A 23,783-nucleotide genomic window follows, 5' to 3' on the forward strand; every position below is an offset into this window, starting at 1 on the left:
ACCCTTTGGTGAAGGGCTTGGTGGACGAGCGGGTGGTGGCGGGCAGCGACTTGTCCTGGGCGTCCGGCGGCGGGACAGAGGTGGACGTGGGCGCGTGCGGCTCAGGTGGCCTTCATGGACGACGACGTGATCGGCGGGGTGGACGAGGCCGAGTCGCTCGACGTGCCGCCGGGGGTCGAGCCGAGCGAGGTCGTCTCGGCCGGTGGCGTCTCCACGGTCGTGGTGGTGGTGGTCGTCGTCGTGGTCGTGGTGGTGGTGGTCGGGGTGGGGCAGCCCGGGGGGATCGACGGGGTCGTGGTCGGAGTCGTCGTGGGCGTGCTGGTGGTCGTCTCCGTGGGCGGCGTGGGGCACGTCGGGGTCGTGGTCGGCGTGGTGGAGCTCGTCGGCACGGTCGGCGTGATGGTGATCGTGACCCCAGGGCGGGTCCTGGTCGTCGTCGGCGGGGTCGACGTGCCGGAGGACGGCGGCGTGGTGTTGCCGGGGGGCGAGGTGTTGTTGTTGTCGCCGTTGCCCGGGGTGGTGCCGTTGCCCGGCTGAGGGCCGAAGTCGTCGTCGGAGCCGACCAGGTCCGGCAGCACCGGCACGCCGTTGGCGTACACGTCCGCCCAGTACAGGACCGTGGCGACGTACTCGTTGGAGCGGTTGTAGCGGAACACCGAGCGGGCCCGTTGTTCCGGGTCGCTCACGTCCGAGTTGCTCGCGCACAGGTAGTTGCCCGCGCCGATGGTGGCGTCGTAGACGTTGTTCGGGTTGCGCTGGCCGTCCTCGTTGCCGTCGGCCTGGTAGCCGGCCCAGGTGGACGGGATGAACTGCATCGGGCCCACGGCCCGGTCCCACGTGCGGTCACCGTCGTACTTGCCGCCGTCGGTGTCGCGGATGGCGGCCATGCCGGGCGCCCCGTTGAGCACCGGGCCCAGGATCGGGTCGACCGTGGTGCCGTCCTCGCGGACCCGGCCGCCGCGGGCGTGACCGGACTCGATGCGGCCGATGCTGGCCAGCAGCGGCCAGTCCAGGTTGCAGTTCGGCGTGGTCACGGCCAGCCGGTCAGCCGCGCGCATGTACGCGTCGAGCATCACGCCGGGGATGCCGTGCTGGCCCTCGCGCAGGAACCCGCCCTCCAACGGGGGCAGGTCGTCCTCGAACTCCGAGGGGTCGTCGGCGTCGGCGAGCAGCCCGGCGCTGAGCTCGTCGGTCTCGGGCAGCCTGCCGGTGGCGCCGAGCTTGCCCCTCGCGTCCAGCGCGAGCGTGCCCAGCACGTCACCCGGACCGGGTGGGACGGCCTCGACGTCGGCGCGGTCGGCGACGGTGAACCAGTCGAGCGGTGCGGCGGTGTGCAGCAGCGCGGGCACCAGCATCGCGGCGGTCGCCGTGGCGGCGAAGCCCCATTGCCGCGGCGTCATCGTGCCCGGATGGACCTTGGTCCTCTTCCGCCCCCGACGCTTCGACTTCGGCACAGCCACGGACTCCCCATCGACTCGTCACCCGGCCTGCAGACCAGCCTGCCTGATCCGAACGGCGGTGTCACGGGCGTGCACCGGCTTTGTACCCGGAGAACTGCCCGGACGGTCAGTTTTTCACCGTTGACGCGCATTCCCCGCTCGGCCACCACTCCGAGAGCTGGTCGAGCGCCTCGTCACCGAACGGGTTAACCCCCCGGCCGGCGGCCAGCGAGTGCGCCACGTGGACGTGCAGGCACTTGACCCGGGTGGGCATGCCGCCCGCCGTGACGGTGGTGCCGAGCGGTTCGATCGCGTCCCGCTCGGCCAAGTACATCACGTGCGCCCGGTGGTAGCGCTCGGCCAACTGCTCGTCCGTCGCCAAGCGGTCGGTCATCTCCTTCATCAACCCGGCCCCTTCGAGCCTGCTGACGTAGGAGTTCAACCGCGAGCACGTCAGGTAGTACAGGGTCGGGAACGGCGTGCCGTCCTCCAGCCTGGGGTTGGTCTGCACGACCGCCGGGTGCCCGCTCGGGCACCGCGCGGCGACCGCCCGCATGCCCCGCGGCTCCCGGCCCAACTGCGCCGCGACCGCCGCCCGGTCCTCGTCGCTCACCGTCATCGTGCCGCCACCGAATCCCACAACTGCTCGTACCACGCCTTGTCCTCGGCCGGCTTGGTCGCCGGTCGCTGCTGTTCCAGTTCGCGCTCCGCGTCGCCGGGGAGCTGCACGATGTAGGGCGTCTCTCCGGGCCGCACGTAGTGCAGCCTGCGCCTGGCCTCGGCCTCCACGTGCGCCGGGTCCGCCAGTTCCTGCTTGCGCCGCTCCAGCTGCTCGACCTCGGCGCGCAACGTCTCCTGCGAGGCCGTGACGCCGCGCAGCTCCTCGCGCTGGGCCAGGTAGGTGCGCAGCGGCACGGCGATGCTCAGCGCCAACGCGCACACCACCATCGCCAGCAGCGCGGCCCGGCGCGTGCCGGTCATGCCGAACGCGCCACCCGTGCCCGCGCCCGCCCTGGTCCGGGCCCTCGACTGGGGCTTGCGCGCCCCCGGCTTGCGGGGTTGCCCCTCGCGGGCCTGCGCCCGCGCAGGGCGGGACCTCGGCGTGGCCTCGCGACCACGCCGGGGTTCCCGTTCCCGTCGTGCCATCAGCTCTCCGGCGTGTACCGCGGGAAGGCCAGGTCACCGGCGTAGCGCGCGGCGTCGCCCAGGGCCTCCTCGATGCGCAGGAGCTGGTTGTACTTCGCGGTGCGCTCGCCGCGGGCGGGCGCACCGGTCTTGATCTGGCCGGCGCCGACGGCCACCGCGAGGTCGGCGATCGTGGTGTCCTCGGTCTCGCCGGACCGGTGCGACATCATCGACTTGTAGCCGTAGGAGGTGGCCAGCGCGACCGCGTCCAGCGTCTCGGACAGCGTGCCGATCTGGTTGACCTTCACCAGCAGCGCGTTGGCCGCCCGGCGGGAGATGCCCTCCTCCAGCCGCTCCGGGTTGGTCACGAACAGGTCGTCGCCGACGATCTGCACGCGCTCGCCCAGCTCGGCGGTCATCTGCACCCAGCCGTCCCAGTCGTCCTCGGACAGCGGGTCCTCGATCGACACCATCGGGTAGGCGTTGACCAGCTCGGTGTAGTAGCCGGTCATCTGCTCGGCGCTGCGCTTGGTCTTCTCGAACGTGTAGGCGCCGTCGGAGTAGAACTCCGTCGCGGCCACGTCCAGGGCCAGCGCGATGTCGCGGCCCGGCGTGAAGCCCGCCTTCTCGATCGCGACCAGGATCAGGTCCAGCGCGTCGCGGTTGCTCGACAGGGACGGCGCGAAACCGCCCTCGTCGCCCAGACCCGTGCCCAGGCCCTTCGACTTCAGCACCGACTTCAGCGCGTGGTAGGTCTCCGCGCCCCAGCGCAGCGCCTCGCGGAAGGTCTCCGCGCCGATCGGCGCGATCATGAACTCCTGGATGTCCACGTCGGTGTCGGCGTGCGCGCCACCGTTGAGGATGTTCAGCATCGGCACCGGCAGGACGTGCGCGTTCGGGCCGCCGATGTAGCGGAACAGCTCCAGGCCGCTGGACGCCGCGGCCGCCTTCGCCACCGCGAGCGACACGCCGAGGATGGCGTTCGCGCCCAGGCGGGACTTGTCCGGCGTGCCGTCGAGGTCGACCAGCTTCTGGTCCACGATGCGCTGCTCGACGGCCTCGATGCCGACCAGCTCGGGACCGATCTCGTCGAGCACCGCGGTGACCGCGCGCTCGACGCCCTTGCCCAGGTAGCGCTTGGCGTCGCCGTCCCTCAGCTCGACCGCCTCGTGCTCACCGGTCGACGCGCCGGACGGAACCGCGGCACGCTCCAGCGTGCCGTCGTCCAACGCCACCTCTACCTCGACGGTCGGGTTGCCTCGCGAGTCCAGGATCTCGCGGGCGCCGACCTGCTCGATGACCGCCACGTGCGCTCCCTCGTCAGACCATCTGTGTATCGATGCCGAGCCTAGTTGGTGCAAGGTGTGGGACGGCCCCGGCTCGCCTGTTGGGGCGTGGGCGGGGAGGTGTTCACCGGTGGTTCACGTGGTGCGCGGTGGTGACGGGCCGCTGTTGGTGCTGCTGCACGGGCTGGGGGCGACCGGGTCGGTGTGGCGTTCGGCCGTCGAGCACTGGCCCGGCGCGTGGTTGGCGGTCGACCTGCCCGGGCACGGTCGGTCGGCTCCCCTGCCCCGGTACTCGTTCGGGTCGTTGGCGGCGTCGGTGGCGTCGGTGGTCCCGTCGGGGCCGGTGGCCGTGCTGGGGCACTCGTTGGGCGGCGTGGTGGCGTTGACGCTGGCCAGCGGGTGGTTCGGGGTGGACGTGCGGGCCGCGGGCGGGTTGGGGATCAAGCTGCGGTGGACCGCGCAGGAGTTGACGAAGGCGGCGTCGACGGCGGCGCGGCCGGCCCGGGTGTTCGAGACCCGGGAGGAGGCGTCGGCGTGGGCGGCCCGGTTGGCCGGTGTGCCGTTGGACGACTCCGGGGTGACGCCGGTGGACGGCGGGTGGCGGGCGGCGCTGGACCCGGCGGCGTTCGCGGTGGGCGCGCCGGACGTGGCCGGGTTGCTGGCGGCGGCCAAGGCCCCGGTAGTGCTCGCGGCGGGCGAGTCGGACCCCATGTGCCCGCCGGAGCACCTGACGGCGGCGCAGCCGGGTGGAATGGTGCTGCCCGGGGCCGGGCACAACGCCCACGTGGAGCAACCCCCGTCGATCAAGCCCGTGCTCGACCGGCTGCACGCGGCCCTGGTGGCGTGACACGCCGTCCCGTCATCCGGTCGGCTGTCGTACGGCAACCGGGTGCACGGGTAGCGTTGATCGAACCATGACGGACAGCACCTTCGAGGCGTTCCGCCGAGCCGAGGCGCTGCTCGCGGAGCGTCGACCGCTGGAGGCGCTGCGCGAGCTCCGGGTCGTGCTCGAAGCGGCGCCGGACCAGGTCGGCGTGCAGCTGCTCGCGGGTCGGGCCTACCTGGGTTCGGCCCAGCTCAAGCGTGCCGAGGCGGCGTTCCGGAAGGTGCTGGAGCTCGATCCGAGCGACCACTACGCGCGGTTCGCGCTGGGGCGCACGTTGCAGCGGCAGAGCCGGTTGACCGAGGCGTTGACGCAGCTGCGGATAGCGGCGGCGATGAACCCGTCACCGGAGTACCAGGAGGCGTTGGGCGAGGTCAGCGCCCGCCTCGCGGTGGAACGGGACCGATGACGGCCGACGGGCTCGGTCAGGTGGTGGCCGAACGGCAGGTGCAGGCCGGTGCCGGCACGCCCGTGGTGATCAGGATCGGCGCGCCCCACCCCGACCCGCTGAGCACGAACGGTGACTGGCGCTGCCCGTACCGGATCACCGGTCTGGGTGACGAGGCCGTCGGTGCGGCGTTCGGCGTCGACTCACTGCAGGCGTTGCTGCTGGCCGCGTACCGCGTGCGCCTCGACCTGGCCGCACGCGCGGAGAGCGCCGGGGTCGAGCTGGACTGGCTGGGCCTGCCGGAGCTCGGCCTCACCGTCGACCCACCCCTGTACCGCGGCTGACCGGGTCAGCCCAGGCTCGCGCGGGCGTAGGCGTCGGCGCCGCTGTAGACGTTCTGGCCGTACTCGGTGGAGTTGTTGTAGGCCAGCACGGCGGCCCACCAGCCGGCGCCCGTACCCAGGTCACGTCCGCCCGAGCAGAGGTAGCGGGCGGCGGTGAGGGCGGCGTCGTCGATGTTCTGCGGGTCCGGGCTCTGGCCGTCGCCGTTGGCGCGCACCGCGTACTTGGCCCACGTGGTCGGGATGAACTGCATCGGTCCGACCGCGCGGTCCCACCTGGTGTCGCCGTCGAGCGTGCCGCCGTCGCTGTCGTTGATCGCCTTCACGCCCGGTGAGCCGTCCAGCGGGATCCCGATGATCGGGCGCGACGGCCGGCCGTCCTCACCCAGCCGCAGACCGCCGATGGTGCCGTGGTGCGACTCGATGCGGCCGATGCCGGCGAGCGTCGCCCACGACACGCGGCAGGCCGGGTTCTGCGTCCGCGTCAGCAGGTCGGCGACGGCGTAGGCGCGCAGCGCGCGGGCCGGGATGTCGGTCTTGTCCGACAACGCCGCGGCCCACGCGGTCACGGGGTCGGCGTCGCCCGCGGCGGGTGCGGCCTGGGGTTGGCCGCTGGACGGCACGGCCCCCGCCGAGCCCGGCGCCGCGGCGCCCGGTTGGACCTCCAGGAACGGCACCGGGAACGGCGGGTCGGCGATGGGCCCCGGCCCGGAGCGGTTGAACGTGCTCAGCGCCCACGCTCCCCCGGCCACGACCGCCAGCAGGACCAGCACGAGCGCCAGGCGTCCGAAGAAGTTGCCGGCACTGCCGCGCGACGGACGGCGCGGCTCGATCTTGGACGGCGGCGGGACGACCACGGCCCCAGGCTACGTGCTGAACGGGGGTGCGCGGCCGATCCCGACCGACCGGACCACCGTGACCGCGGCCCGCAACCGGCCCGCGCCAGACCCGACACCCCCCGGCACCTGCGGGATTCCAGCCGGCGCGGACAGCTCACGACGGTGTTCCGAACGGTGAACTCGGGTGTTCCGGACGTAGGACACGCGCGCTCACGGGGTGGGGGCGGGGTCCGGGGGTGTCGTGGTGGGTGCGGTGGTGGTGGTCGTAGGCGGTTCGGTGGTGGTCGGGTCGGTGGGTGCGGTGGTGGTGGGGTCGGGGGTGGAGGAGGGCGACGACGAGGACGTCGCCGAGGGGCGCGGGGGGCGCGGGGGGCGCGGGGACAGGGGTGCGGCGTAGGCCGGTGGCGACTCGGCGCGGCCGCGGGCGGTCTCGGAGCGCGGTGGCTCACCGGGCCTGGTGGACGTGGCCTGCCGCGGCTCCCGGCCGCCCGGCGGCGCGACGGAGTGGGACGGCCCGCCCGGGTCCGCCGGTCGCGGCGACAACGGCGGACCCACCTGCGGCACGGGGACCGGCGGCACGCTGGTCCGCACGCTCACCAGCGTCTGGCGACCCGTCACCGGCACCTCGCCCGACCCCACCGGCGGCGACGCCGGTTCGCCGAACGTCAACACCAGGAACGCCACCCCGCCGACCGCCACCAGCGGCAACCCCACGACCGCCGACAGGCACCCGCGCCCGCTGCGCGGCAACTCACGATGACTCACTGAACCGACCCCCCGAGCCCGATCTTGCGTGTACCCATTGATCGGTTTCGGACCACCGGCCGCAACCACCGCGCCGTCACACGCTCGGGTGGACTCGATCAGGTGAGGGGCGGGAGCTGCGGCGGAACGGCCGCCGGACGCAGCGCCAACGCCTCCAACGCCAGCCGCACCGCCGTGTCCAACTGGGGGTCGCGCCCCGCCACCCGGTCCTGCGGCGTGATCACCACCTCGACGTCCGGGTCGACGCCGTGGTTCTCCACGTCCCACCCCGGCCCCGCGAACCACGTCGCGTACCGGGGCTGCGTCACCAGCGTCCCGTCGACCAGGTGGTACTGCATGTCGATGCCGATCACCCCGCCCCACGTGCGGGTGCCGACGACCGGACCGATGCCCATCTCCTTGATCGCCACGTTGACGATGTCGCCGTCCGACCCGGCGAACTCGTCCGCGATCGCCACCACCGGCCCGCGCGGCGCGTCACCGGGGTAGCTGACCGACGTGGTGTACCCGCGGGCCACCGACCAGCCGATGACCTTGCGCCCCAGCTTCTCCACCACCAGCTCCGACGTGTGCCCGCCGCCGTTCTCCCGCACGTCGAGCACCACCGCCTCACGCCCCAGCTCCACCCGCAGGTCCCGGTGCAGCTGCGCCCAGCCGGCGCCCGTCATGTCCGGCACGTGCAGGTACCCCACCCGGCCCTCGGACAGCTCGTGCACGCGCGCCCGCCGGTCGGCCACCCACGCGTGGTACCGCAGCGGCTCGTCGTCGGACAGCGGCACGACCACCACCCGTCGCGGCTCGCCACCACCGCCCGGCCGCACGGTCAGCTCCACCGGCTTGCCCGCCGTGCCGACCAGCAGCGGCGCCGGACCGGTCAGCGGGTCGACCTGCCGACCGTCCACGGCCACGATGGCGTCACCCGCGCGCACCGCGACACCGGGGGCCGCCAACGGCGACCGCGCCGCCGGGTCCGACGTCTCACCCGGGATCACCCGCACGACCCGCCACGCGCCCGCTTCGTCGCGTTCCAGGTCCGCGCCGAGCAACCCGACCGCCCGCCCGCGCGGCCCGCGGGCCGGGATCACGTACGCGTGCGACGTGCCCAGCTCGCCCTGCACCTCCCACAGCAGGTCGACCAGGTCGCTGTAGCTGCCGAGCCGGTCCACCAGCGGCCGGTAGCGCTCCAGCACGCCCGCCCAGTCCACGCCGCCCATGTCGGTGCGCCAGAAGTGGTCCCGCATCAGGCGGCCCGCCTCGGCGTACGCCTGCCGCCACTCGGCGGCCAGGTCCACCACCACCCGGACCCGCGACAGGTCGACGTCCACCGAGTCGTCGTCGTCGGAGTCGACCTTCCGGTCCGTCGGCACCACCCGCAGGTCACCACCGTCCTGCACGACCACCCGCTGCCCGTCACCGGTCACGTCGAACGCGTCGACGCCGTCCACGAGCGTCTCGGTGCGCGCCTTGGCCAGGTCGAACCGCTCCAGCACGGCCCTGGGGGCGCGGGCCGGCGGGCCGGCCAGGTTGTCGCCCAGCACGCCGCGCAACGGCGACCGCAGCCACAGCAGGCCGCCCTTCACGGCGGTCAGGCCCGCGTAGCGGGCCGCCGCGACCGGCACCGTCACCACCCGGTCGGCCAACCCGTCCAGGTCCACGACGGTGATCGGGTTCTCGTCGTCCTTGTCCTTGCCCTTGTCCTTGTCCGACGAGTCGTCGCCGACCGACCGGCCCAGGCGCAGCGGGTCGAACGGCGACGGGGTGGTCGCGGCCAGCGGCAGCAGGTAGGGCCGGCAGCCGGTCGGGAAGGACAGGTCGAACACGTGGGCGTCGTAGACCGGGTCGAAGCTGCGTACCGACAGGAACGCGAGGTAGCGGCCGTCCTCGGTGAACGTCGGCGAGAAGTCGGAGAACCGCAGCGGCGTCACGTCCACCACGGACAGGTCGGTCGTGTTGGTCATCCGGATGTGCTGCAACGGGCGCGGGCCGGGGTGCGACCAGGCCAGCCAGTTCGAGTCCGGGGAGAAGGCCAGGTCGCTGACGTGCGGGTTCGCGCCCTTCAGGACTTCGCGCACCTCGCCGGACTCCACGTCGACCAGCAGCAGCCGCCCGTCGTGCGTGGCGACGGCGAGCCGGCGCGCGTCCGGGGAGACGGCCAGTTCCAGCACCCGCCCCACCTTGCCGACCGCGACGCGGCGCGGCTCGTTGCCCGGCTCGACGCCGCCGACGGGGACGAACTCCAAGCCCTCCTCGCCGTCCGCGTCGGTCACCCACACGACGTTGTCGCCGACGACGCGCGGCAGGCGGGCCCGGACGCCGGGCTGCTCGGCCAGCGCGCGCACCGGGCCGTCCCGATGGGTCACCCAGTGCACCGTGCCGCGCACCTCGACCACGCTCGCGCGCCCGGTCTTGTCCGGGTGGAAGTCGTCCGGCCGCGACGGCACGTGCCGCGGCCTGCGGGCTGTCCGGGGGCCACCGAGCCTGACCTCCAACCGCCGCGGCTCGGCATCCAGCAGACTGTCGACAATCCACAATTCACCGGCGTGCTGCCACACGACCCGCTCACCGTCGGTGGACGCGACGCGCGCGTAGAACTCCTGCTCGGTGTGCCGCCGCAGATCCGACCCGTCAGGGGATACCGAATACAAACTACCGACCCCGTCGTGGTCGGACTGGAACGCGATCCGGTCCCCGATCCACATCGGCGAGGTCAGCGAGGACGTCAACTCCGGCAGGATGCGGACGAACTCGCCGTCGCCGGTCGCGTCGACCCACAACTTGCCCGCCGCACCACCCCGGTAGCGCTTCCACCAGGCCGGGTCGTGCCCGTACACCGAGCTGACGACCACCTGCCCGTCGGGGCCGAACGACACGTCGTCCACCCACCCGAACGGCAACCGCCGCGCCGGCCCGCCGTCGACGGGCACCGCGTGCGCCCACTTCCGGTTGGTCGACGCCTGACCGGTCGAGGTGACCGCGACGACCTCACCACCAGCCGTCCACCCGCGCACACCGGTCGTGTAGTCGCCCCAGTAGGTGAGCCGGGTGGCCTCACCGCCCTCCACCGGCGCCAGGTGGACTTCCGGCGCCCCGTCACGACGACTCGTCCAAGCCAACCGCTCACCGGTCGGGTCGAAGCGGGGGAAGGACACGGACACCTGGTCAGCGGTCACCCGCCAGGCCCGACCGCCGTCGAGCGGGGCGAGCCACACATCATCCTCGGCCACGAAGGTCACGAGGTTGCCGTGCAGGTGCGGGAAGCGGAGGTAGGCCTCGGTCACCTCTTCGACGTTAGCGCGCCGATCACCCAGCGGTGACCCACTCCACGCACCCGCCCTCGGACAATCTCCACCCACCTTCCCGAGAACCCACGACGAGCTGCGAGCCGCCACCGGTCCGCCATGCCTCAATGCCTCAATGCCTCGATGCCTCGGTCCCTCGATGCCTTCGGCGATCCTCAACCTTCGGCGCTCAACCTTCGGCAATCCTCAACGGACCGTCGTCAGGTCCGAAGCGTTCGGGTCAACCTCCGACGATCCGCCACCTCCCCGAGGCCGCCGCCCGTACGCGCCCGAGGCCAAGCCCGCACGCGCGACCGCCCCGCGCCCGCTACCGCCCGTACCCGCCACTACCGCCACCGCTACTGCCATCGTCACCGCCAGGTCATGTCGCCGCCGGGCCGGCCGTTTTATCCGGCTAACGTGAGACATGCGATTCGGGTTGTCCTGGGTTGCACTCTTCGCCCCGTCGAGTGACCACGCGCAATGTCCGCGCCGCGACGGATCAAAAGCGGATCAAAAGCGGATCGGTGGCCAATGCATCGGGCCGGACGGAGACCCGAACCAGCGAACCAGCCGGACCACACTGAAACGGACAAGCGGCAGACACCCGCAGACCCGAACGACCCGGATCGATCGACCCGACTCAGCCGCCCCGGCTCAACCGGGCCAGTGAGCTCGCCAGTCGGCAGCGGTCATCGCGCCGATCCCGGCCTCCCGCGCCGACCGCTCGGCGGCACGCACGTCCGCCTCGAACCGACGGGCCACGGCACGCAGTTCCGTCTCCGGATCTTCACCGGCCAGCTTCGCCAACGCCGCCACCGCGAACAACGTGCTACCGGTGTCGTCCCCCTCCGGCAGCAGGTCGACCGGGAACCCGGCCCGCGCGACCCGCTGTGCCAGCTTCCCGGCCAGCGCCACCGCCGGCTGCCCGGTCGCCACCCCGTCCACACTCGACTCGCGCTGCTTCTCGACCTGCTTGAGCTCTTCCCACCGGTGCTGCTGCGACGTCGCGTCGTGCACCGCGGGATCGTGCCCCTGGAACACGTGCGGGTGCCGTCCGACCAGCTTGGCCACCAGGTCACCGGCGACCTCGTCGATCCCGAACGGCTCGTCGGCGTCCTCGGCCGCGATCCGCGCGTGGAACAGCACCTGCAGCAGAACGTCGCCCAGTTCCTCCCGCATCGCCGCCCGGTCGCCGTCCTCGATGGCCTCCAGCAGCTCGTAGGTCTCCTCGACCAGGTACTGGCGCAGCGACTTGTGGTCCTGCTCGGCGTCCCACGGACAACCACCGGGCGAACGCAGCCGGTCCATCACCGCCGCCGCCTCCGACAACGGCACGGCCGGTGTGCGGATCACGGCAGATCCCGCCGCGATCAGCGCCGCCGCCGCTGGTTCGTCCGGGTTGGTGGTGATCAGCACGGCCGACGGGTCGACGACCAGCGCCGACGCGGGCTCGGCCGACCACAGCTCCGCGTCGACGCCCTCCCCCGCGTACACCGCCGCCACGCCCCGCAGTGCGGGTAGCGCGGCGGCGGGCAGAACGGGGGTGGTGCCTACGACGACAACGGTCACGAGGACGTCTGCCGGACCCGGACCGTCGCCTGGTAGCCGCTCAGCTCGCCCTCGCTGGGCGCGAGCGAGATGGCCGTGCCGTCCCACAGGCCGTACCGGGGGTTGACCTGGATCTCCGGGTCACCCGCCAGCGTCTGCACGAGCCGCAGTCCGATCTGCTCCAGCAGCTGCGGCGTCAACTGCTCGGTGGACGACTCGCCGGAGGCGCGCACGTCGGTCTTGCGGTCGGTCACGTGGGCGACGATCCACTGCGCGCTGCTGGGGTCGGGCGCGAACGCCACCACGGTGCCCGCGGGGACGCCGAACAGCGGCGACTGGGCGGCCTGCGGCGATTCGGCGGACCGCACCCGCTGCCCTTCCTTGGACAACGCCTGCCCCTCGACGCCCTGGGGCGCGTCGGCGATGAACTCGGCCATCTTCGCCGGGTCGGCGGCGACCTGCTTGGCCTTCTCGATCGCCTCGGCGTTGTCCTTGGTGAAGAAGTAGTCGAAGGTGACTTCCATCCGGTCCACGTACTTGCGGGCCAGCTCGACGAGCAGGAGCTGGTCCTTGGCGCGCTCGCGGAACGTGGCCGCGTCGTACACGGTGTTCTGCGAGGCGACTTCCGCGCCGCCGGCCTGGTCGACCGACTCGGTCACGTCCTCTTCCGACACCGACACGCCCTCGCGCCGCGCGGCCTGCTCGATCAGCTCGTGCTGCACGCCGAGGGTGACGAGCTGCCGTGCGACCTGGTCGAGTTTGCGCTGGTCGTGGAGCTTCTGGGCCTCGGGCTCCTTCTTGAGCACGACGTCCAGCCGCTGCTGCACCTGCTCCAGCGGCAGCACGGTGTCGCCGACGATCGCGGCCGAGCCGACGTGGCTCGGGCCGGTGCCGCAGCCGGCCACCAGCAGTGCCGCCGATGCCAGGGCGACCGCCGCGCCGGTCAGGGTGAAGCGCCTCTGCACAGTCCTCACGACCGGTACCTTCTCACGTCCTCGTGACGCCGCTCACGGGAGTCCCCGCCAACGACTCCAGGAAGTGGGCGCACCAATCGAGCAGTTCCTGGTCGCGCAGCTGCGGTGCGCCCATCCGGCCGCCGGCCGCGCCTTCGGTCGGTCGGGGCACGCTGACCGTGGTGGCGGTCGGCTTGTAGATCGCCTTGGGGTGCAGCCGGCGCAGCCGGACGAGCTGGCTGTCCTTGAGCTCCAGTGGTGCGAAGCGGATGGTCGTGCCCTGGGTGGCGACCTCGGTGACGCCGTGCGCGCGGCACGTCTGCCGGAACCTGGCCACCGCGAGGAGCCGTTCGACGGGCAGCGGCGGGGTGCCGTAGCGGTCCTTGAGCTCGTCCCACACGGCTTGCAGGGAGTCGCCGTCGACGGCTGCGGCGATCTTGCGGTAGGCCTCCAGCCGGAGTCGTTCGCCGGGTACGTAGTCGTGCGGGATGTGTGCGTCCACGGGGAGGTCGACGCGGACCTCGGCGAGGTCCTCCTCGATCTCGCCGTCGGCGCCGGCGTGCTTGCGGAACGCCTCCACGGCCTCGCCGACCAGCCGGACGTACAGGTCGAAGCCGACGCCCGCGATGTGGCCGGACTGCTCGGCGCCGAGGATGTTGCCGGCGCCGCGGATCTCCAGGTCCTTCATCGCCACGGCCATGCCCGCGCCGAGTTCGGTGTTCTGCGCGATGGTGGCGAGCCGGTCGTGCGCGGTCTCGGTGAGCGGTGCCTCGGGCGGGTGGAGGAAGTAGGCGTAGCCGCGTTCGCGGCCTCGGCCGACGCGTCCGCGCAGCTGGTGCAGCTGGGCGAGGCCGAGGAGGTCGCCGCGTTCCACGATGAGGGTGTTGGCGTTGGAGATGTCCAGGCCGGTTTCGACGATGGTGGTGCAGACGAGGACGTCGTACTCGTTCTCCCAGAAGCCCTGGATGATCTTTTCGAGCTTGTCCTCGTTCATCTGGCCGTGGGCGGTGATCACGCGGGCCTCGGGGACCAGTTCGCGGATGTGGCGGGCGGCGCGTTCGATCGAGGACACGCGGTTGTGGACGTAGAAGACCTGGCCGTCGCGGAGCAGCTCGCGCCGGATGGCGGCGCCGACCTGCTTGTCGTCGTAGGCGCCGACGTAGGTGAGGATCGGGTGCCGTTCCTCGGGTGGGGTGAGGATGGTGGACATCTCGCGGATGCCGGCCAGCGACATCTCCAGGGTGCGCGGGATCGGGGTGGCGGACATGGTGAGCACGTCCACGTGCGTGCGCAGGGCTTTGATGTGCTCTTTGTGCTCGACGCCGAACCGCTGCTCCTCGTCCACGATCACCAGGCCGAGGTCTTTGTAGCGCAGGCTCTTCTGCAGCAGGCGGTGCGTGCCGATGACGATGTCCACGTCGCCCTCGGCCAGGCCGGTGATGGTCTGCTCGGCTTCCTGGGCGTCGGTGAACCGGGACAGGCCCTTGATGTTCACGGGGAAGGCACGCATGCGTTCGGCGAACGTGTTCAGGTGCTGCTGGGCGAGCAGCGTGGTGGGCACGAGCACGACGACCTGCTTGCCGTCCTGCACGGCCTTGAACGCCGCGCGGACCGCGATCTCGGTCTTGCCGTAGCCGACGTCGCCGCAGATGACCCGGTCCATCGGGACGGTGCGCTCCATGTCGCGCTTAACCTCGTCGATCGCGGCCATCTGGTCGAGGGTCTCGGTGAAGGGGAAGGCGTCTTCCAGTTCGCGCTGCCACGGTGTGTCCTGGGCGAACGCGTGGCCGGGCGCGGCCTGGCGGGCGGCGTAGAGCTGCACGAGTTCGGCGGCGATCTGCTTGACCGCCTTCTTGGCCTTGGCCTTGGTGTTCTTCCAGTCGCTGCCGCCGAGCTTGTTCAGGGTGGGCAGTTCGCCGCCGACGTAGCGGGAGACCTCGTCGAGCTGGTCGGTGGGGACGAACAGCCGGTCGCCGGGTTGGCCGCGCTTGCTGGAGCCGTATTCGAGGACCAGGTACTCGCGGGTGGCGGTGTTCCCGGTGGTGTCCTTGGTGGTGCGCTGCACCATTTCGACGTACTTGCCGATGCCGTGCTGCTCGTGGACGACGTAGTCGCCGGGGCGCAGGGCGAGCGGGTCCACCGCGTTGCGGCGGCGGCTGGGCATGCGGCGCATGTCCTTGGTGGACGTGCCGTGGCGGCCGCCGGTGAGGTCGGTCTCGGTGAGGACGACCAGTGCCAGTTCGGGCAGGGAGAAGCCGTCTTCCAGGGCGCCGCGCACGACGGTGACCGCGCCGCGTTTGGGTGCGGTGTCGAGGGTGTCCCGGAGGACGACGTTGACGTCGGCTTCGCGCAGCTGTTCGGTGGCGCGCTGGGCGGTGCCCGCGCCGGGGACGACGAGCACCGCGGTGCCGCCGGAGACGGTGTGGGCGCGCAGGTCGGCGAAGGCGCGGTCGATGTCGCCCTGGTAGGCCTCGACTTGCTTGAGCTCCAGGCGGACGACGTCCTCGCCCTCGGTGGTGAGCTGGCTGAGCGTCCACCAGGGTCGGCCCTGCGCGCGGGCGGACGCGGCCACGTCGGCGAGGCTGTGGTAGGCGCTGGAGTCCAGGTCGATGGGGCTCTGGCCGCCGCCGGCCGCGGCCATCCAGGACGCTTCGAGGAACTCCTGGCCGGTGCGCACGAGGTCCTGGGCGCGGGCGCGGATCTTCGCGGGGTCGTTGAGGAGGACGTGCGTGCCGTCGGGGACGACGTCGGTGAGGAGTTGGAGCTCGCCTTCGCACAGGGCCGGGATGAGGGCTTCCATGCCTTCGGACGGGATGCCCTCGGCGATCTTGCTCAGCAGTTCGTGCAGGTGGGCGTCGGCGGTGTGCTCCTCGGCCAGGGCCGCGGCCTTGGCCTTGACCTGCGCGGTCAGCAGCAGCTCGCGGCAGGGCGGTGCGATGAACCCGTCGACCTCCTGCGGCAGCGACCGCTGGTCGGCCACGGCGAAGGGGCGGATCTCGCTGACCTCGTCGCCCCAGAACTCGACCCGCAGCGGGTGCTCGGCGGTCGGCGGGAAGATGTCGAGGATGCCGCCGCGGACGGCGAACTCGCCGCGCTTCTCGACCATGTCGACGCGGGTGTAGGCGATCTCGGTGAGGTTGACCAGGAGGTTCTCGAAGTCGTGCTCCGAGCCGACGGCCAGGCGCACCGGCGTGAGGTCGCCCAGGCCGGGCGCCATCGGCTGGATCAGGCTGCGGACCGTGGTGATGACGACCTTGAGCGGGTTGCCGTCGGGGTGGGCGAGGCGGCGCAGCACCTCCAGGCGCGCGCCGACCGTGTCGGCCCTCGGTGACAGCCGCTCGTGGGGCAGCGTCTCCCAGGACGGGAACAGCGCCACCTGCTCGGGGCCGATGAGGTCGCAGAGCACGGCCTTGAGGTCGTCGGCCTCGCGGCCGGTCGCGGTGACCGCGAGCACGGGTGTGCTGTTGGCGAGGGCCGCCGCGACCAGTGGTCGGGCCGCGGGTGGGCCTTCCAGTTCGAGGTCGGGCACGCCGACCGAGTCGGCGAGGGCGCGCAGCGCCTTGTCGGGCAGGACAGCGGTCAGCAGGCCGGACAGCGGGCCGGGCTGGGGCATTGCGGTGGCTCCCCGGGACTCAAACACGGACAGACCCCTGCCCGGGACCGAACGTCCACCGGAGGGGTTCTCGGTTGCCAGCCTACGGGCCTGCCGCGCGCGGTGCCCCGTGATTTCGGTTGACCGGCGGGTGACGCTGGGTACGTGGAGCAGAAGCGGATCAGGGCCGACTACGACGATCGGCACGTCACCGTGTACCAGGCGTACTCGCCGGCCATCGCCGCGCCGGCGCTGGCGGCGGGGCGTTTCGTGCCGCCGTTCAAGCGGGGGCGGATGACGTGGGTCAAGCCGTCGTTCTTGTGGATGATGTACCGCTCGGGGTGGGCGACGAAGCCGGACCAGGAGTGCGTGCTGGCCGTGCGGATCACCCGTTCGGGGTTCGACTGGGCGGTGCGGGCGGCGGTGCCGAGCAGTGTCCGGGGCGGGGTGAAGCCGGACGTGCGGGTGCAGTGGGACCCGGAGCGCGATCTGCGGTTGGGTGAGCTGCCGTACCGGTCGTTGCAGCTGGGGTTGGCCGGTGAGGCGTCGCGGCGGTACGTGGACGAGTGGGTCGTGGGGCTGACCGACGTGACGTCGCTGGCGCACCGCGTGCACGGGCTGGTGCGTGCCGGTGACCTCGATGCCGCGCGGGCGCTGCTGCCGGTGGAGCGGCCGTACCCGATGCCGGACCTGCTGCCGCCGGACCCGCTGCCGGCTCTGATTCGGGAAGGGTGACACCCGATCGCGTGAAACGGGGAGCACACATGGGGGTTGTCATGCTGGGTGGCATGCGTCGCGTTGTCGGGTTCGTCGCGGTGGCGGTGGTGGCGGCCGCTTCGGCGTGCTCGGCCGAGGGTGGCGGGGGCAGCGCGCCCGGCACGACCGCGCCCGAGGGGTTGCGGGTCGAGGTCGTGGTCTCCGGGCTGAGCCACCCGTGGGACGTGGGGTTCCTGCCCGACGGGCGGATGCTCGTGCCGCAGCGGCCGGGGCGGATCGCGCTGGTCGCGGACGGTCGGGCGACCGACGTCGAGGCCGACCTCGGTGACGTGGCGGCGCGCGGCGAGGGTGGGCTGATGAGCCTGGTCGTGCACCCGGACTTCGCCACCAGCCGTCGGTTCACCACGTGCTTCAACACGTCCTCCGACGTGCGGCTGGTGACGTGGGAGCTGGACGGCACGAAGGCGACCAGGGTGAAGGACCCGCTGCTGGCGGGCCTGCCGACGGCGTCGAGCGGGCGTCACTCGGGGTGCCGGATGGCGCTGGACCGCGACGGCAACCTGCTCATCGGCACCGGGGACACCGCGCGGGGCAGCGTGGCGCAGGACCGGGCCAGCCTCGGCGGCAAGGTGCTGCGGGTCGACCTGGCCACCGGTGAGGGCGTGGCGGGCAACCCGTTCGGGGACCGGATCTACACGTACGGGCACCGCAACGTTCAGGGTGTGGCCGTGCGTGAGGACGGGTTGGTGTTCACCGCCGAGCACGGGCCCGATGTGGACGACGAGGTGAACGCGCTCAAGGCGGGCGGGAACTACGGCTGGGACCCGTCACGGGGCGGCACGGTCGGTGGGTACGACGAGGACGTGCCGATGACGGACCTGGAGCGGTTCCCGGACGCCGTGCCCGCCGTGTGGTCGTCGGGCGATCCGACGGAGGCGATCTGCGACGCCGCGTTCCTGGTGGGCGAGCAGTGGGGTGCGTTGAACGGCGTGCTGGCCGTGACCGCGTTGAAGGGCGCGAAGGTGCTGCTGTTCACCGTCACCCAGGAGGGTGGCGTGCACTCGGTCGCCATCCCACCGGAACTGGACGGCACCCACGGCCGCCTGCGCGGCGCCGAACTGGCCCCCGACGGCTCCCTCTACGTGACCACGTCGAACGGCACCGACGACAAGATCCTCCGCATCACCAACCACCCCTGACCCGCGAGTCGAACCCCCACGTCCCGCGAGTCGAACCTCCAGCCCCCGCGTGTCCTACCTTCAGGTCCCGCGTGTCCTACGTTCGCGTACCCCGAGTTCAACGCTCACGACGAGCGGCGGGGTACCTGAGTGTTGAATTCGGGGGTCCTGAACGTACGACTCGCGCGTTCTGAACGTACGACTCGCGCGACGCGAATGTACGACTCGCGCGTTCTGGAGGTAGGACACGCGGGACGGGAGGGTTCGACTCGCCGGTCAGCGGGTGCGGAGGCGCGGTTTGTGGTCCATGTGGGACAGGCCCTTCCAGGCCAGGTTGACCAGGTGGGCGGCCACTTCGTCCTTCTTCGGCTTGCGGACTTCGAGCCACCACTGGCCGGTCAGGGCGACCATGCCCACCAGGGCCTGGGAGTAGAGGGCGGCGAGCTTGCGGTCGTAGCCCTGCCGCGAGAAGTGCAGGCCCAGGATCGACTCCACCTGGGACGCGATGTCGTTGAGCAACGACGAGAACGTGCCGGTGGACGACGCCACGGGCGAGTCGCGCACGAGGATCCGGAAGCCGTCCGTCGAGCCCTCGATGTAGTCCAGCAACGCGCACGCCGCCTGTTCCAGCAGCTCGCGCGGGTGCCCGCCGGACAACGCGTTGACGATGTGGTCCATCAGGTACTGCATCTCGCGGTCCACCACGACCGCGTAGATGCCTTCCTTGCCACCGAAGTGCTCGTACACGACCGGCTTGGAGACGCCCGCGCGGTGCGCGATCTCCTCGATGGAGGTGACCTCGAAGCCCTTCTCGGCGAACAACGCCCGGGCCACGTCGAGCAGTTGCTCACGCCGCTCCTTGCCCGTCATCCGCACGCGCGGCACCGGTGTTTCGTCGCCGCGCCGTCTCCCCGCCACCTCAACCACCCTAAACACCTGCCCCCCGCGGGAACCGCGAGGGGCAGGTGGGTCGACCCCCGGAACTACTTCTTGGCGCTGATCCGCGCCAGGCGCTGCTGGTTCGGCCACCGCACGTTGGTCGCCCAGCCGAACTTCTCGAACACCCAGATCAGCCGCGCGGACGTGTCGATCTGACCGCGCTTGACGCCGTGCCGGGCGCACGTGGGATCGGCGTGGTGCAGGTTGTGCCACGACTCGCCGAAGCTCAGGATCGCCAGCGCCCACACGTTCGCGGAACGGTCACGGGCCGCGAACGGCCGGTCACCGACCATGTGGCAGATCGAGTTGACCGACCACGTCACGTGGTGCAGGAACGCGACCCGGACGAGGCCCGCCCAGAAGAACGCCGAGAGCGCGCCGGCCCACGACATGGTGATCAGACCGCCGAGCACGGCGGGCGCGAGCAGGCTGATCGCGGTCCACAGCGGGAACAGCTTGTCGATCCGGACCAGGTCCTCGTCGGCCAGCAGGTCCGGCGCGAAGCGCTCCGCGTTGGTCTTGTCGCGGTCGAACAGCCAGCCCATGTGGGCGTGCCAGAAGCCCTTGGCCAGCGCGACCGGGCCGCGGCCGAACAGCCACGGCGAGTGCGGGTCGCCCTCGCGGTCGGAGAACGCGTGGTGGCGGCGGTGGTCGGCGACCCAGACGATCACCGGGCCCTGCAGCGCCATCATGCCCGCGATCGCCAGGCCGATCTTGAGCGCGCGGTTGGCCTTGAACGAGCCGTGCGTGAAGTACCGGTGGAACCCGATCGTCACGCCGAGGCCGGACAGGTAGTAGAACGCGACGAACAGCGCGACGTCGACCCATCCCAGCCCCCACCCCCAGGCGAGCGGAACGGCCGCGAGCAGAGCCAGGAACGGCACGATGACGAACACGTACACGCCGATCTGCTCGACGTGCCCGCGCCGCCCCTCGATCATCGGCTTGGGTCCGCGATCCTCCGGACCCTGCGGCGTGGACCTGCTCTCAAGGGTGCTGGTCATACATGTACCTCGTTGTGTGTTCGGGGCTACCTACGGAGCCGTAACTTACGGAAGCGTAAGTTAGGTGAGCCTTGTCCCGCCATAGCCCGGGCGAAAGTCACGGCGTGTTCTCAGGAAGTCGGGCGTGTCGATCAACGCCGGTGCATCATTCGGTGATGGGTTCACCGAACGTCCGCAGACGCCGCCGGCTGCGGCTCGCACTGATCACGTTCGCGGCGGTGTTCCTGCTGCTCAGCGGGGGTCTGCTGGGGTTCGGCTGGTACTACAGCGGCCAACTGCTCGACCCCGTGAACGCCCGTCCGGGCTACCGCGACACGGTCACTTCGTCCGCTTCGGGGACCGTCTCGTTGGCGGAGTCCAGGGTCACAGTGCTGCCCGGCACGTGGGGTCTCGTTTGGCCGGGTGGCGGAGCGAAGGTTGGTCCGGTGACCCAGCGGTCCGAGGGCACGGTGGTGCGCGAGCTGCAGGGCATGGCGCCCGCCGACGGCACCCGGGTGCGGATGGAGACGTCGGTGTGGAGCACCGACCCCGCCACCGCGCACGACCTGGAGTTCACGGACGTGCGGATTCCCACCGAGCTGGGTGACGCCCCCGCGTGGCTGGTCCCCGCGACGTCGTCGTCCACGTGGGTCGTCGCGGTGCACGGTCGGGGCGGCACGAGGGCCGAGGCGTTGCGGGTCATGCCTGCGCTGCACGCCCTGGGACTACCCGTTCTGGCCGTGACCTACCGCAACGACGAGGGCGCGCCCCGCTCCCCCGACGGCCTGTACCACCTCGGCGACACCGAGTGGCGGGACGTGGAGGCGGCCGTCCGGTACGCCAGGGAGCACGGGGCGCACCAGGTCGTGCTGTACGGGTGGTCGATGGGCGGCGCGATCGTCGGCCAGTTCCTCGGCCGCTCGGCGGAGGTGGACGACGTGGCCGCCGTCGTGCTCGACGCGCCGGTGGTGAGCTGGACGAGGACGTTGGAGCTGCAGTCGCGCAACCGGAACGTGCCCGAGCAGCTGGTGCCGATCGCGGAACTGGTCTCGGACTGGCGGGTCGACCTGGACTTCGACCGCTTCGACCTGCGGGCCAACCCGCCGCCGCGCAAGCCGCCGACGCTGCTGTTCCACGGCGACGCGGACGGCACCGTGCCGGTGCAGGCCTCGCGCGACCTGGCCGCGGCGGCGGACCGGCTCGGCTGGCCCCTCCGGTACGTCGAGGTGCCCGCGGCGGAGCACACGGCGGCGTGGAACGTCGACCCGGAGACCTACGAGCAGGCGCTGACCGAGTTCCTCCGCTCGGTCGACGGCGTCCGGTGAACGTGCCCCCGTGCCCACGTGCCGCACCCGGTGGACGCGACCGGACATCCGCTAGTACCCGATCGGCTACGCCAAGTAGTTAAACGGGTGATTGTTTTGTCCGAAATCGTGCCGAACGGCGGTCCCGAACGTGTCGCTCGGGACCGCCGGCCGTCGACGACGGACCGCACGCCGTTCACCCGGCCGTGACGTGGCGGACGTCACCGACTCCGCTGACCTGCGGCAACACGCGCTGTCATGATCACGTCACCGACGGCTTGCCGCCAGTTGAGTGGCGGTGCTGACCTCCGAGGGGGACTCGTGACAACATGTGTTCGCGCGGTCGGGGTGAAGCCCGGCCGTTCCGCCATGGTGTAAAGGCAGCACCTCGGATTTTGGTTCCGATGGTCCAGGTTCGAATCCTGGTGGCGGAGCGAGGAAGGCCGGGCCACGAAGGCCCCGGCCGCCCTGCGTCTGCATGGGGGTGTGAGTCGCTGCACGAGGAAGCGGTCGACGAGCAGGACAACGTGGCGCCGGCGCTCCACGAGATGTCCGACGCGTGGCTGGTCGGCCGCGCGAGTGAGCTCGTGGCCGTGGCCCAGAGCAGCCACCTGTCCGACCAGCTCGACGCGGCGCACGAGGTCGACGAGATCCTGGCCGAGGCGCAGGGCCGCGGCGAGCCGCGGATCGTCGGCCAGCTCCTGCGCGCGGCGGCGGTGGTCCGGATCGTCACCCCCGGTCTGGTGGACCTGTCCGACTCGGTCCTGGACGAGATGCTGGTGCACTGCCGCCGGCACGGCCTGCTGGTGCTGGAGGCCGAGGCGCACGCCCTGCGCGGCCGCCGCTACCTGCTCGGCGGGTTCGAGGACAAGGCGTTGACCGAGGTCGCGGGCGGCCTGGCGATGCTGGAGGAGGACCTCACCCCCGACCCGATGATGGACAAGCGCACCTGGGACCGGCTGCTGGCCTCGGCGTTGCAGAGCACCGGGCTGGTGCTGGTGCAGCTGGGCGTCTACGAGATGGCCGACGACGTGCTGGCGCGGGCGCACAACGCGATCCGGGACAGCGCCAACCCGCACCAGATCTACGTGCACCTGCTCAACCGGGCGCGGCTGCTGATCGGCTGGGGCCTGCGGCTGGAGCGGGTGGGCAACGACGAGGAGGCCGGCGAGCGGTTCGCCACCGCCTCGGCCATCGCCACCGCCGTCGAGGGCCCGTTCCGCGAGTCGCTGCACCCCGGCAGGCGTGACCGCACCGCCGCCGAGCAGGTGCCGGTGATCGGCGCGTCGCACGCGCTGGCCAAGCCGGGCGCGGAGCACATCGCACGGCTGTGGACGCTGCGCGAGCTGGCCATGTACGCCCGAGAGCTGATCATCGTGTCGATCGCGCTGGCCCGCTGCCTGGAGATGGAGGAGCTGCCGCAGCAGGCGTTGCAGGTGCTGCACGACGCCCGCGAGCGGCTCGCGCACGACACCTCCGAGCCGACGCTGATGCTGTGCCTGACCCGCGAGTACGCCAAGCTGTCCGGCCCGCACGGCGAGCGCACGATCTCGGCGTTGCAGACCTACGCCAACGCGCTGGAGGTGGAGCTGTGGATGATGCAGGAGGCGCGCACCGCCACCCTGCTCACCCGGCGCGACCACGAACGGCTGACGCGCGCGCACGGCGCGATCGCCCAGCAGGCGTTGCAGGACCCGCTGACCGGGCTGCCGAACCGCCGGGCGCTGGACGACCGGCTGGCGGCGCTGATCAACGCGCAGACCCACCCGATGGCCATCGCGCTGGTGGACCTCGACGGGTTCAAGGTCGTCAACGACCGGCACTCGCACGCCGAGGGTGACGACGTCCTCCGCGTGATTGCGAGCACACTGCGGCAGGCGTTGCGGGGTGACGACCTGGTGGCCCGCTACGGCGGCGACGAGTTCGTGGTGCTGCTGCCCGGGGCGCCCCTGCACGCCGCCGAGGCGGCCCTCGGCCGGGCCGTGGATGCCGTCGCCGGCCTCGATTCCCACCTGTCCAGGGGTGTCACCCTTTCGGTCGGCGTGATCTCGGTGCGACCGCGTGAGACGGCGCACGCGGCGCTGGCCCGAGCCGACTCGGCGATGTACGTGGCGAAGCGCCGAGGTGGCTGCCAGGTTGCGGCCGTGGAAGGCGAGCCCCCCTCGGAGGCTTAGTATCGGCACCTGGCGGGAAGCCAGGCCCCTCCCGCTGCAGGCACGCAC

The 23,783-nt window shown here is 71.9% G+C and carries 19 protein-coding genes and 1 tRNA gene; 8 read left to right on the forward strand and 12 right to left on the reverse strand.

Going from position 1 to position 23,783, the window contains the following annotated elements:
• Positions 1-101: 101 nt before the first annotated feature.
• The 4 genes from AB0K14_RS39665 to eno all read right to left on the reverse strand — a co-directional run bounded on the left by AB0K14_RS39665 (position 102) and on the right by eno (position 3,871).
• Positions 102-1,400 carry a lytic murein transglycosylase gene (locus AB0K14_RS39665; protein WP_360463394.1) on the reverse strand — a complete coding sequence of 433 codons (1,299 nt, stop codon included), beginning with the start codon at positions 1,398-1,400 and terminating at the stop codon, positions 102-104.
• A 166-nt stretch (positions 1,401-1,566) separates the two neighbouring features.
• Positions 1,567-2,058 (reverse strand): DUF501 domain-containing protein, encoded by a 492-nt coding sequence (locus AB0K14_RS39670; protein ID WP_360463397.1) that lies wholly within the window; start codon positions 2,056-2,058, stop codon positions 1,567-1,569.
• Positions 2,055-2,585, reverse strand: coding sequence for a septum formation initiator family protein (locus AB0K14_RS39675; RefSeq protein ID WP_360463400.1), 531 nt, complete (start codon positions 2,583-2,585; stop codon positions 2,055-2,057). The genes AB0K14_RS39670 and AB0K14_RS39675 overlap by 4 nt, the downstream gene beginning before the upstream one ends.
• A complete protein-coding gene (eno, locus tag AB0K14_RS39680; RefSeq protein WP_360463403.1) occupies positions 2,585-3,871 on the reverse strand; it encodes a phosphopyruvate hydratase in 1,287 nt (428 codons plus the stop codon). Before eno ends, AB0K14_RS39675 begins: the two co-directional genes overlap by 1 nt.
• A 109-nt stretch (positions 3,872-3,980) precedes the next feature.
• On the opposite strand from eno, the gene AB0K14_RS39685 reads away from it, so the two are divergent.
• The 3 genes from AB0K14_RS39685 to AB0K14_RS39695 all read left to right on the forward strand — a co-directional run bounded on the left by AB0K14_RS39685 (position 3,981) and on the right by AB0K14_RS39695 (position 5,465).
• Positions 3,981-4,697, forward strand: coding sequence for an alpha/beta fold hydrolase (locus AB0K14_RS39685; RefSeq protein WP_360463405.1), 717 nt, complete (start codon positions 3,981-3,983; stop codon positions 4,695-4,697).
• A 67-nt stretch (positions 4,698-4,764) separates the two neighbouring features.
• A complete protein-coding gene (locus tag AB0K14_RS39690; protein ID WP_360463408.1) occupies positions 4,765-5,142 on the forward strand; it encodes a tetratricopeptide repeat protein in 378 nt (125 codons plus the stop codon).
• Entirely contained in the window at positions 5,139-5,465 is a 327-nt protein-coding gene (locus AB0K14_RS39695) for a hypothetical protein (protein ID WP_360463411.1), read from the forward strand. Before AB0K14_RS39690 ends, AB0K14_RS39695 begins: the two co-directional genes overlap by 4 nt.
• Before the next feature lie 5 nt (positions 5,466-5,470).
• Here the strand turns inward: AB0K14_RS39695 and AB0K14_RS39700 are convergent, their stop codons facing one another.
• From AB0K14_RS39700 to mfd, 6 genes are all read right to left on the reverse strand, one after another.
• Positions 5,471-6,319, reverse strand: a complete 849-nt coding sequence (locus AB0K14_RS39700) for a lytic murein transglycosylase (RefSeq protein ID WP_360463414.1) — start codon at positions 6,317-6,319, stop codon at positions 5,471-5,473.
• Positions 6,320-6,511: 192 nt separating this feature from the next.
• A complete protein-coding gene (locus AB0K14_RS39705; RefSeq protein WP_360463417.1) occupies positions 6,512-7,066 on the reverse strand; it encodes a hypothetical protein in 555 nt (184 codons plus the stop codon).
• A 98-nt stretch (positions 7,067-7,164) separates the two neighbouring features.
• Positions 7,165-10,344 (reverse strand): PDZ domain-containing protein, encoded by a 3,180-nt coding sequence (locus AB0K14_RS39710; protein WP_360463420.1) that lies wholly within the window; start codon positions 10,342-10,344, stop codon positions 7,165-7,167.
• A 657-nt stretch (positions 10,345-11,001) separates the two neighbouring features.
• Positions 11,002-11,916 carry a MazG family protein gene (locus AB0K14_RS39715; RefSeq protein WP_360463423.1) on the reverse strand — a complete coding sequence of 305 codons (915 nt, stop codon included), beginning with the start codon at positions 11,914-11,916 and terminating at the stop codon, positions 11,002-11,004.
• Positions 11,913-12,869 (reverse strand): SurA N-terminal domain-containing protein, encoded by a 957-nt coding sequence (locus tag AB0K14_RS39720; RefSeq protein ID WP_360463426.1) that lies wholly within the window; start codon positions 12,867-12,869, stop codon positions 11,913-11,915. The genes AB0K14_RS39715 and AB0K14_RS39720 overlap by 4 nt, the downstream gene beginning before the upstream one ends.
• A gap of 13 nt (positions 12,870-12,882) precedes the next feature.
• A complete protein-coding gene (gene mfd / locus AB0K14_RS39725; RefSeq protein ID WP_360463429.1) occupies positions 12,883-16,461 on the reverse strand; it encodes a transcription-repair coupling factor in 3,579 nt (1,192 codons plus the stop codon).
• Positions 16,462-16,605: 144 nt separating this feature from the next.
• Between mfd and AB0K14_RS39730 the strand changes: the two genes are divergently transcribed.
• Together AB0K14_RS39730 and AB0K14_RS39735 are read left to right on the forward strand one after the other, a co-directional pair.
• On the forward strand, positions 16,606-17,175 hold the full coding sequence (locus tag AB0K14_RS39730) for a DUF4291 domain-containing protein (protein ID WP_360463432.1): 570 nt from the start codon (positions 16,606-16,608) through the stop codon (positions 17,173-17,175).
• 53 nt (positions 17,176-17,228) lie between these two features.
• A complete protein-coding gene (locus tag AB0K14_RS39735; RefSeq protein WP_360463435.1) occupies positions 17,229-18,356 on the forward strand; it encodes a PQQ-dependent sugar dehydrogenase in 1,128 nt (375 codons plus the stop codon).
• 255 nt (positions 18,357-18,611) lie between these two features.
• On the opposite strand, the gene AB0K14_RS39740 is transcribed toward AB0K14_RS39735, so the two are convergent.
• Together AB0K14_RS39740 and AB0K14_RS39745 are read right to left on the reverse strand one after the other, a co-directional pair.
• Entirely contained in the window at positions 18,612-19,205 is a 594-nt protein-coding gene (locus AB0K14_RS39740; protein ID WP_053719425.1) for a TetR/AcrR family transcriptional regulator, read from the reverse strand.
• Positions 19,206-19,318: 113 nt separating this feature from the next.
• A complete protein-coding gene (locus AB0K14_RS39745; protein WP_360463438.1) occupies positions 19,319-20,278 on the reverse strand; it encodes an acyl-CoA desaturase in 960 nt (319 codons plus the stop codon).
• Positions 20,279-20,433: 155 nt separating this feature from the next.
• On the opposite strand from AB0K14_RS39745, the gene AB0K14_RS39750 reads away from it, so the two are divergent.
• The 3 genes from AB0K14_RS39750 (at position 20,434) to AB0K14_RS39760 (ending at position 23,735) form a co-directional block, all read left to right on the forward strand.
• Positions 20,434-21,582, forward strand: a complete 1,149-nt coding sequence (locus tag AB0K14_RS39750) for an alpha/beta fold hydrolase (protein WP_360463441.1) — start codon at positions 20,434-20,436, stop codon at positions 21,580-21,582.
• A 342-nt stretch (positions 21,583-21,924) separates the two neighbouring features.
• Positions 21,925-21,995 (forward strand) — tRNA-Gln (locus AB0K14_RS39755).
• A 93-nt stretch (positions 21,996-22,088) separates the two neighbouring features.
• Complete coding sequence (locus tag AB0K14_RS39760) at positions 22,089-23,735, forward strand: GGDEF domain-containing protein (protein WP_360463444.1); 1,647 nt, start codon at positions 22,089-22,091, stop codon at positions 23,733-23,735.
• The last annotated feature ends 48 nt before the right edge of the window (positions 23,736-23,783 follow it).

The organism is Actinosynnema sp. NPDC050801, assembly GCF_040673975.1.
In the GTDB taxonomy this organism is placed as follows: Bacteria; Actinomycetota; Actinomycetes; order Mycobacteriales; family Pseudonocardiaceae; genus Actinosynnema.

What these genes read in the sequence shown, in the direction of transcription:
- AB0K14_RS39665 (WP_360463394.1), bottom strand. Translation starts at nt 1,400, where the DNA reads ATGACGCCGCGGCAATGGGGCTTCGCCGCCACGGCGACCGCCGCGATG.
- AB0K14_RS39670 (WP_360463397.1), bottom strand. Translation starts at nt 2,058, where the DNA reads ATGACGGTGAGCGACGAGGACCGGGCGGCGGTCGCGGCGCAGTTGGGC.
- AB0K14_RS39675 (WP_360463400.1), bottom strand. Translation starts at nt 2,585, where the DNA reads ATGGCACGACGGGAACGGGAACCCCGGCGTGGTCGCGAGGCCACGCCG.
- AB0K14_RS39690 (WP_360463408.1), top strand. Translation starts at nt 4,765, where the DNA reads ATGACGGACAGCACCTTCGAGGCGTTCCGCCGAGCCGAGGCGCTGCTC.
- AB0K14_RS39695 (WP_360463411.1), top strand. Translation starts at nt 5,139, where the DNA reads ATGACGGCCGACGGGCTCGGTCAGGTGGTGGCCGAACGGCAGGTGCAG.
- mfd (WP_360463429.1), bottom strand. Translation starts at nt 16,461, where the DNA reads ATGCCCCAGCCCGGCCCGCTGTCCGGCCTGCTGACCGCTGTCCTGCCC.
- AB0K14_RS39735 (WP_360463435.1), top strand. Translation starts at nt 17,229, where the DNA reads ATGCGTCGCGTTGTCGGGTTCGTCGCGGTGGCGGTGGTGGCGGCCGCT.
- AB0K14_RS39740 (WP_053719425.1), bottom strand. Translation starts at nt 19,205, where the DNA reads ATGACGGGCAAGGAGCGGCGTGAGCAACTGCTCGACGTGGCCCGGGCG.
- AB0K14_RS39745 (WP_360463438.1), bottom strand. Translation starts at nt 20,278, where the DNA reads ATGACCAGCACCCTTGAGAGCAGGTCCACGCCGCAGGGTCCGGAGGAT.
- AB0K14_RS39750 (WP_360463441.1), top strand. Translation starts at nt 20,434, where the DNA reads ATGGGTTCACCGAACGTCCGCAGACGCCGCCGGCTGCGGCTCGCACTG.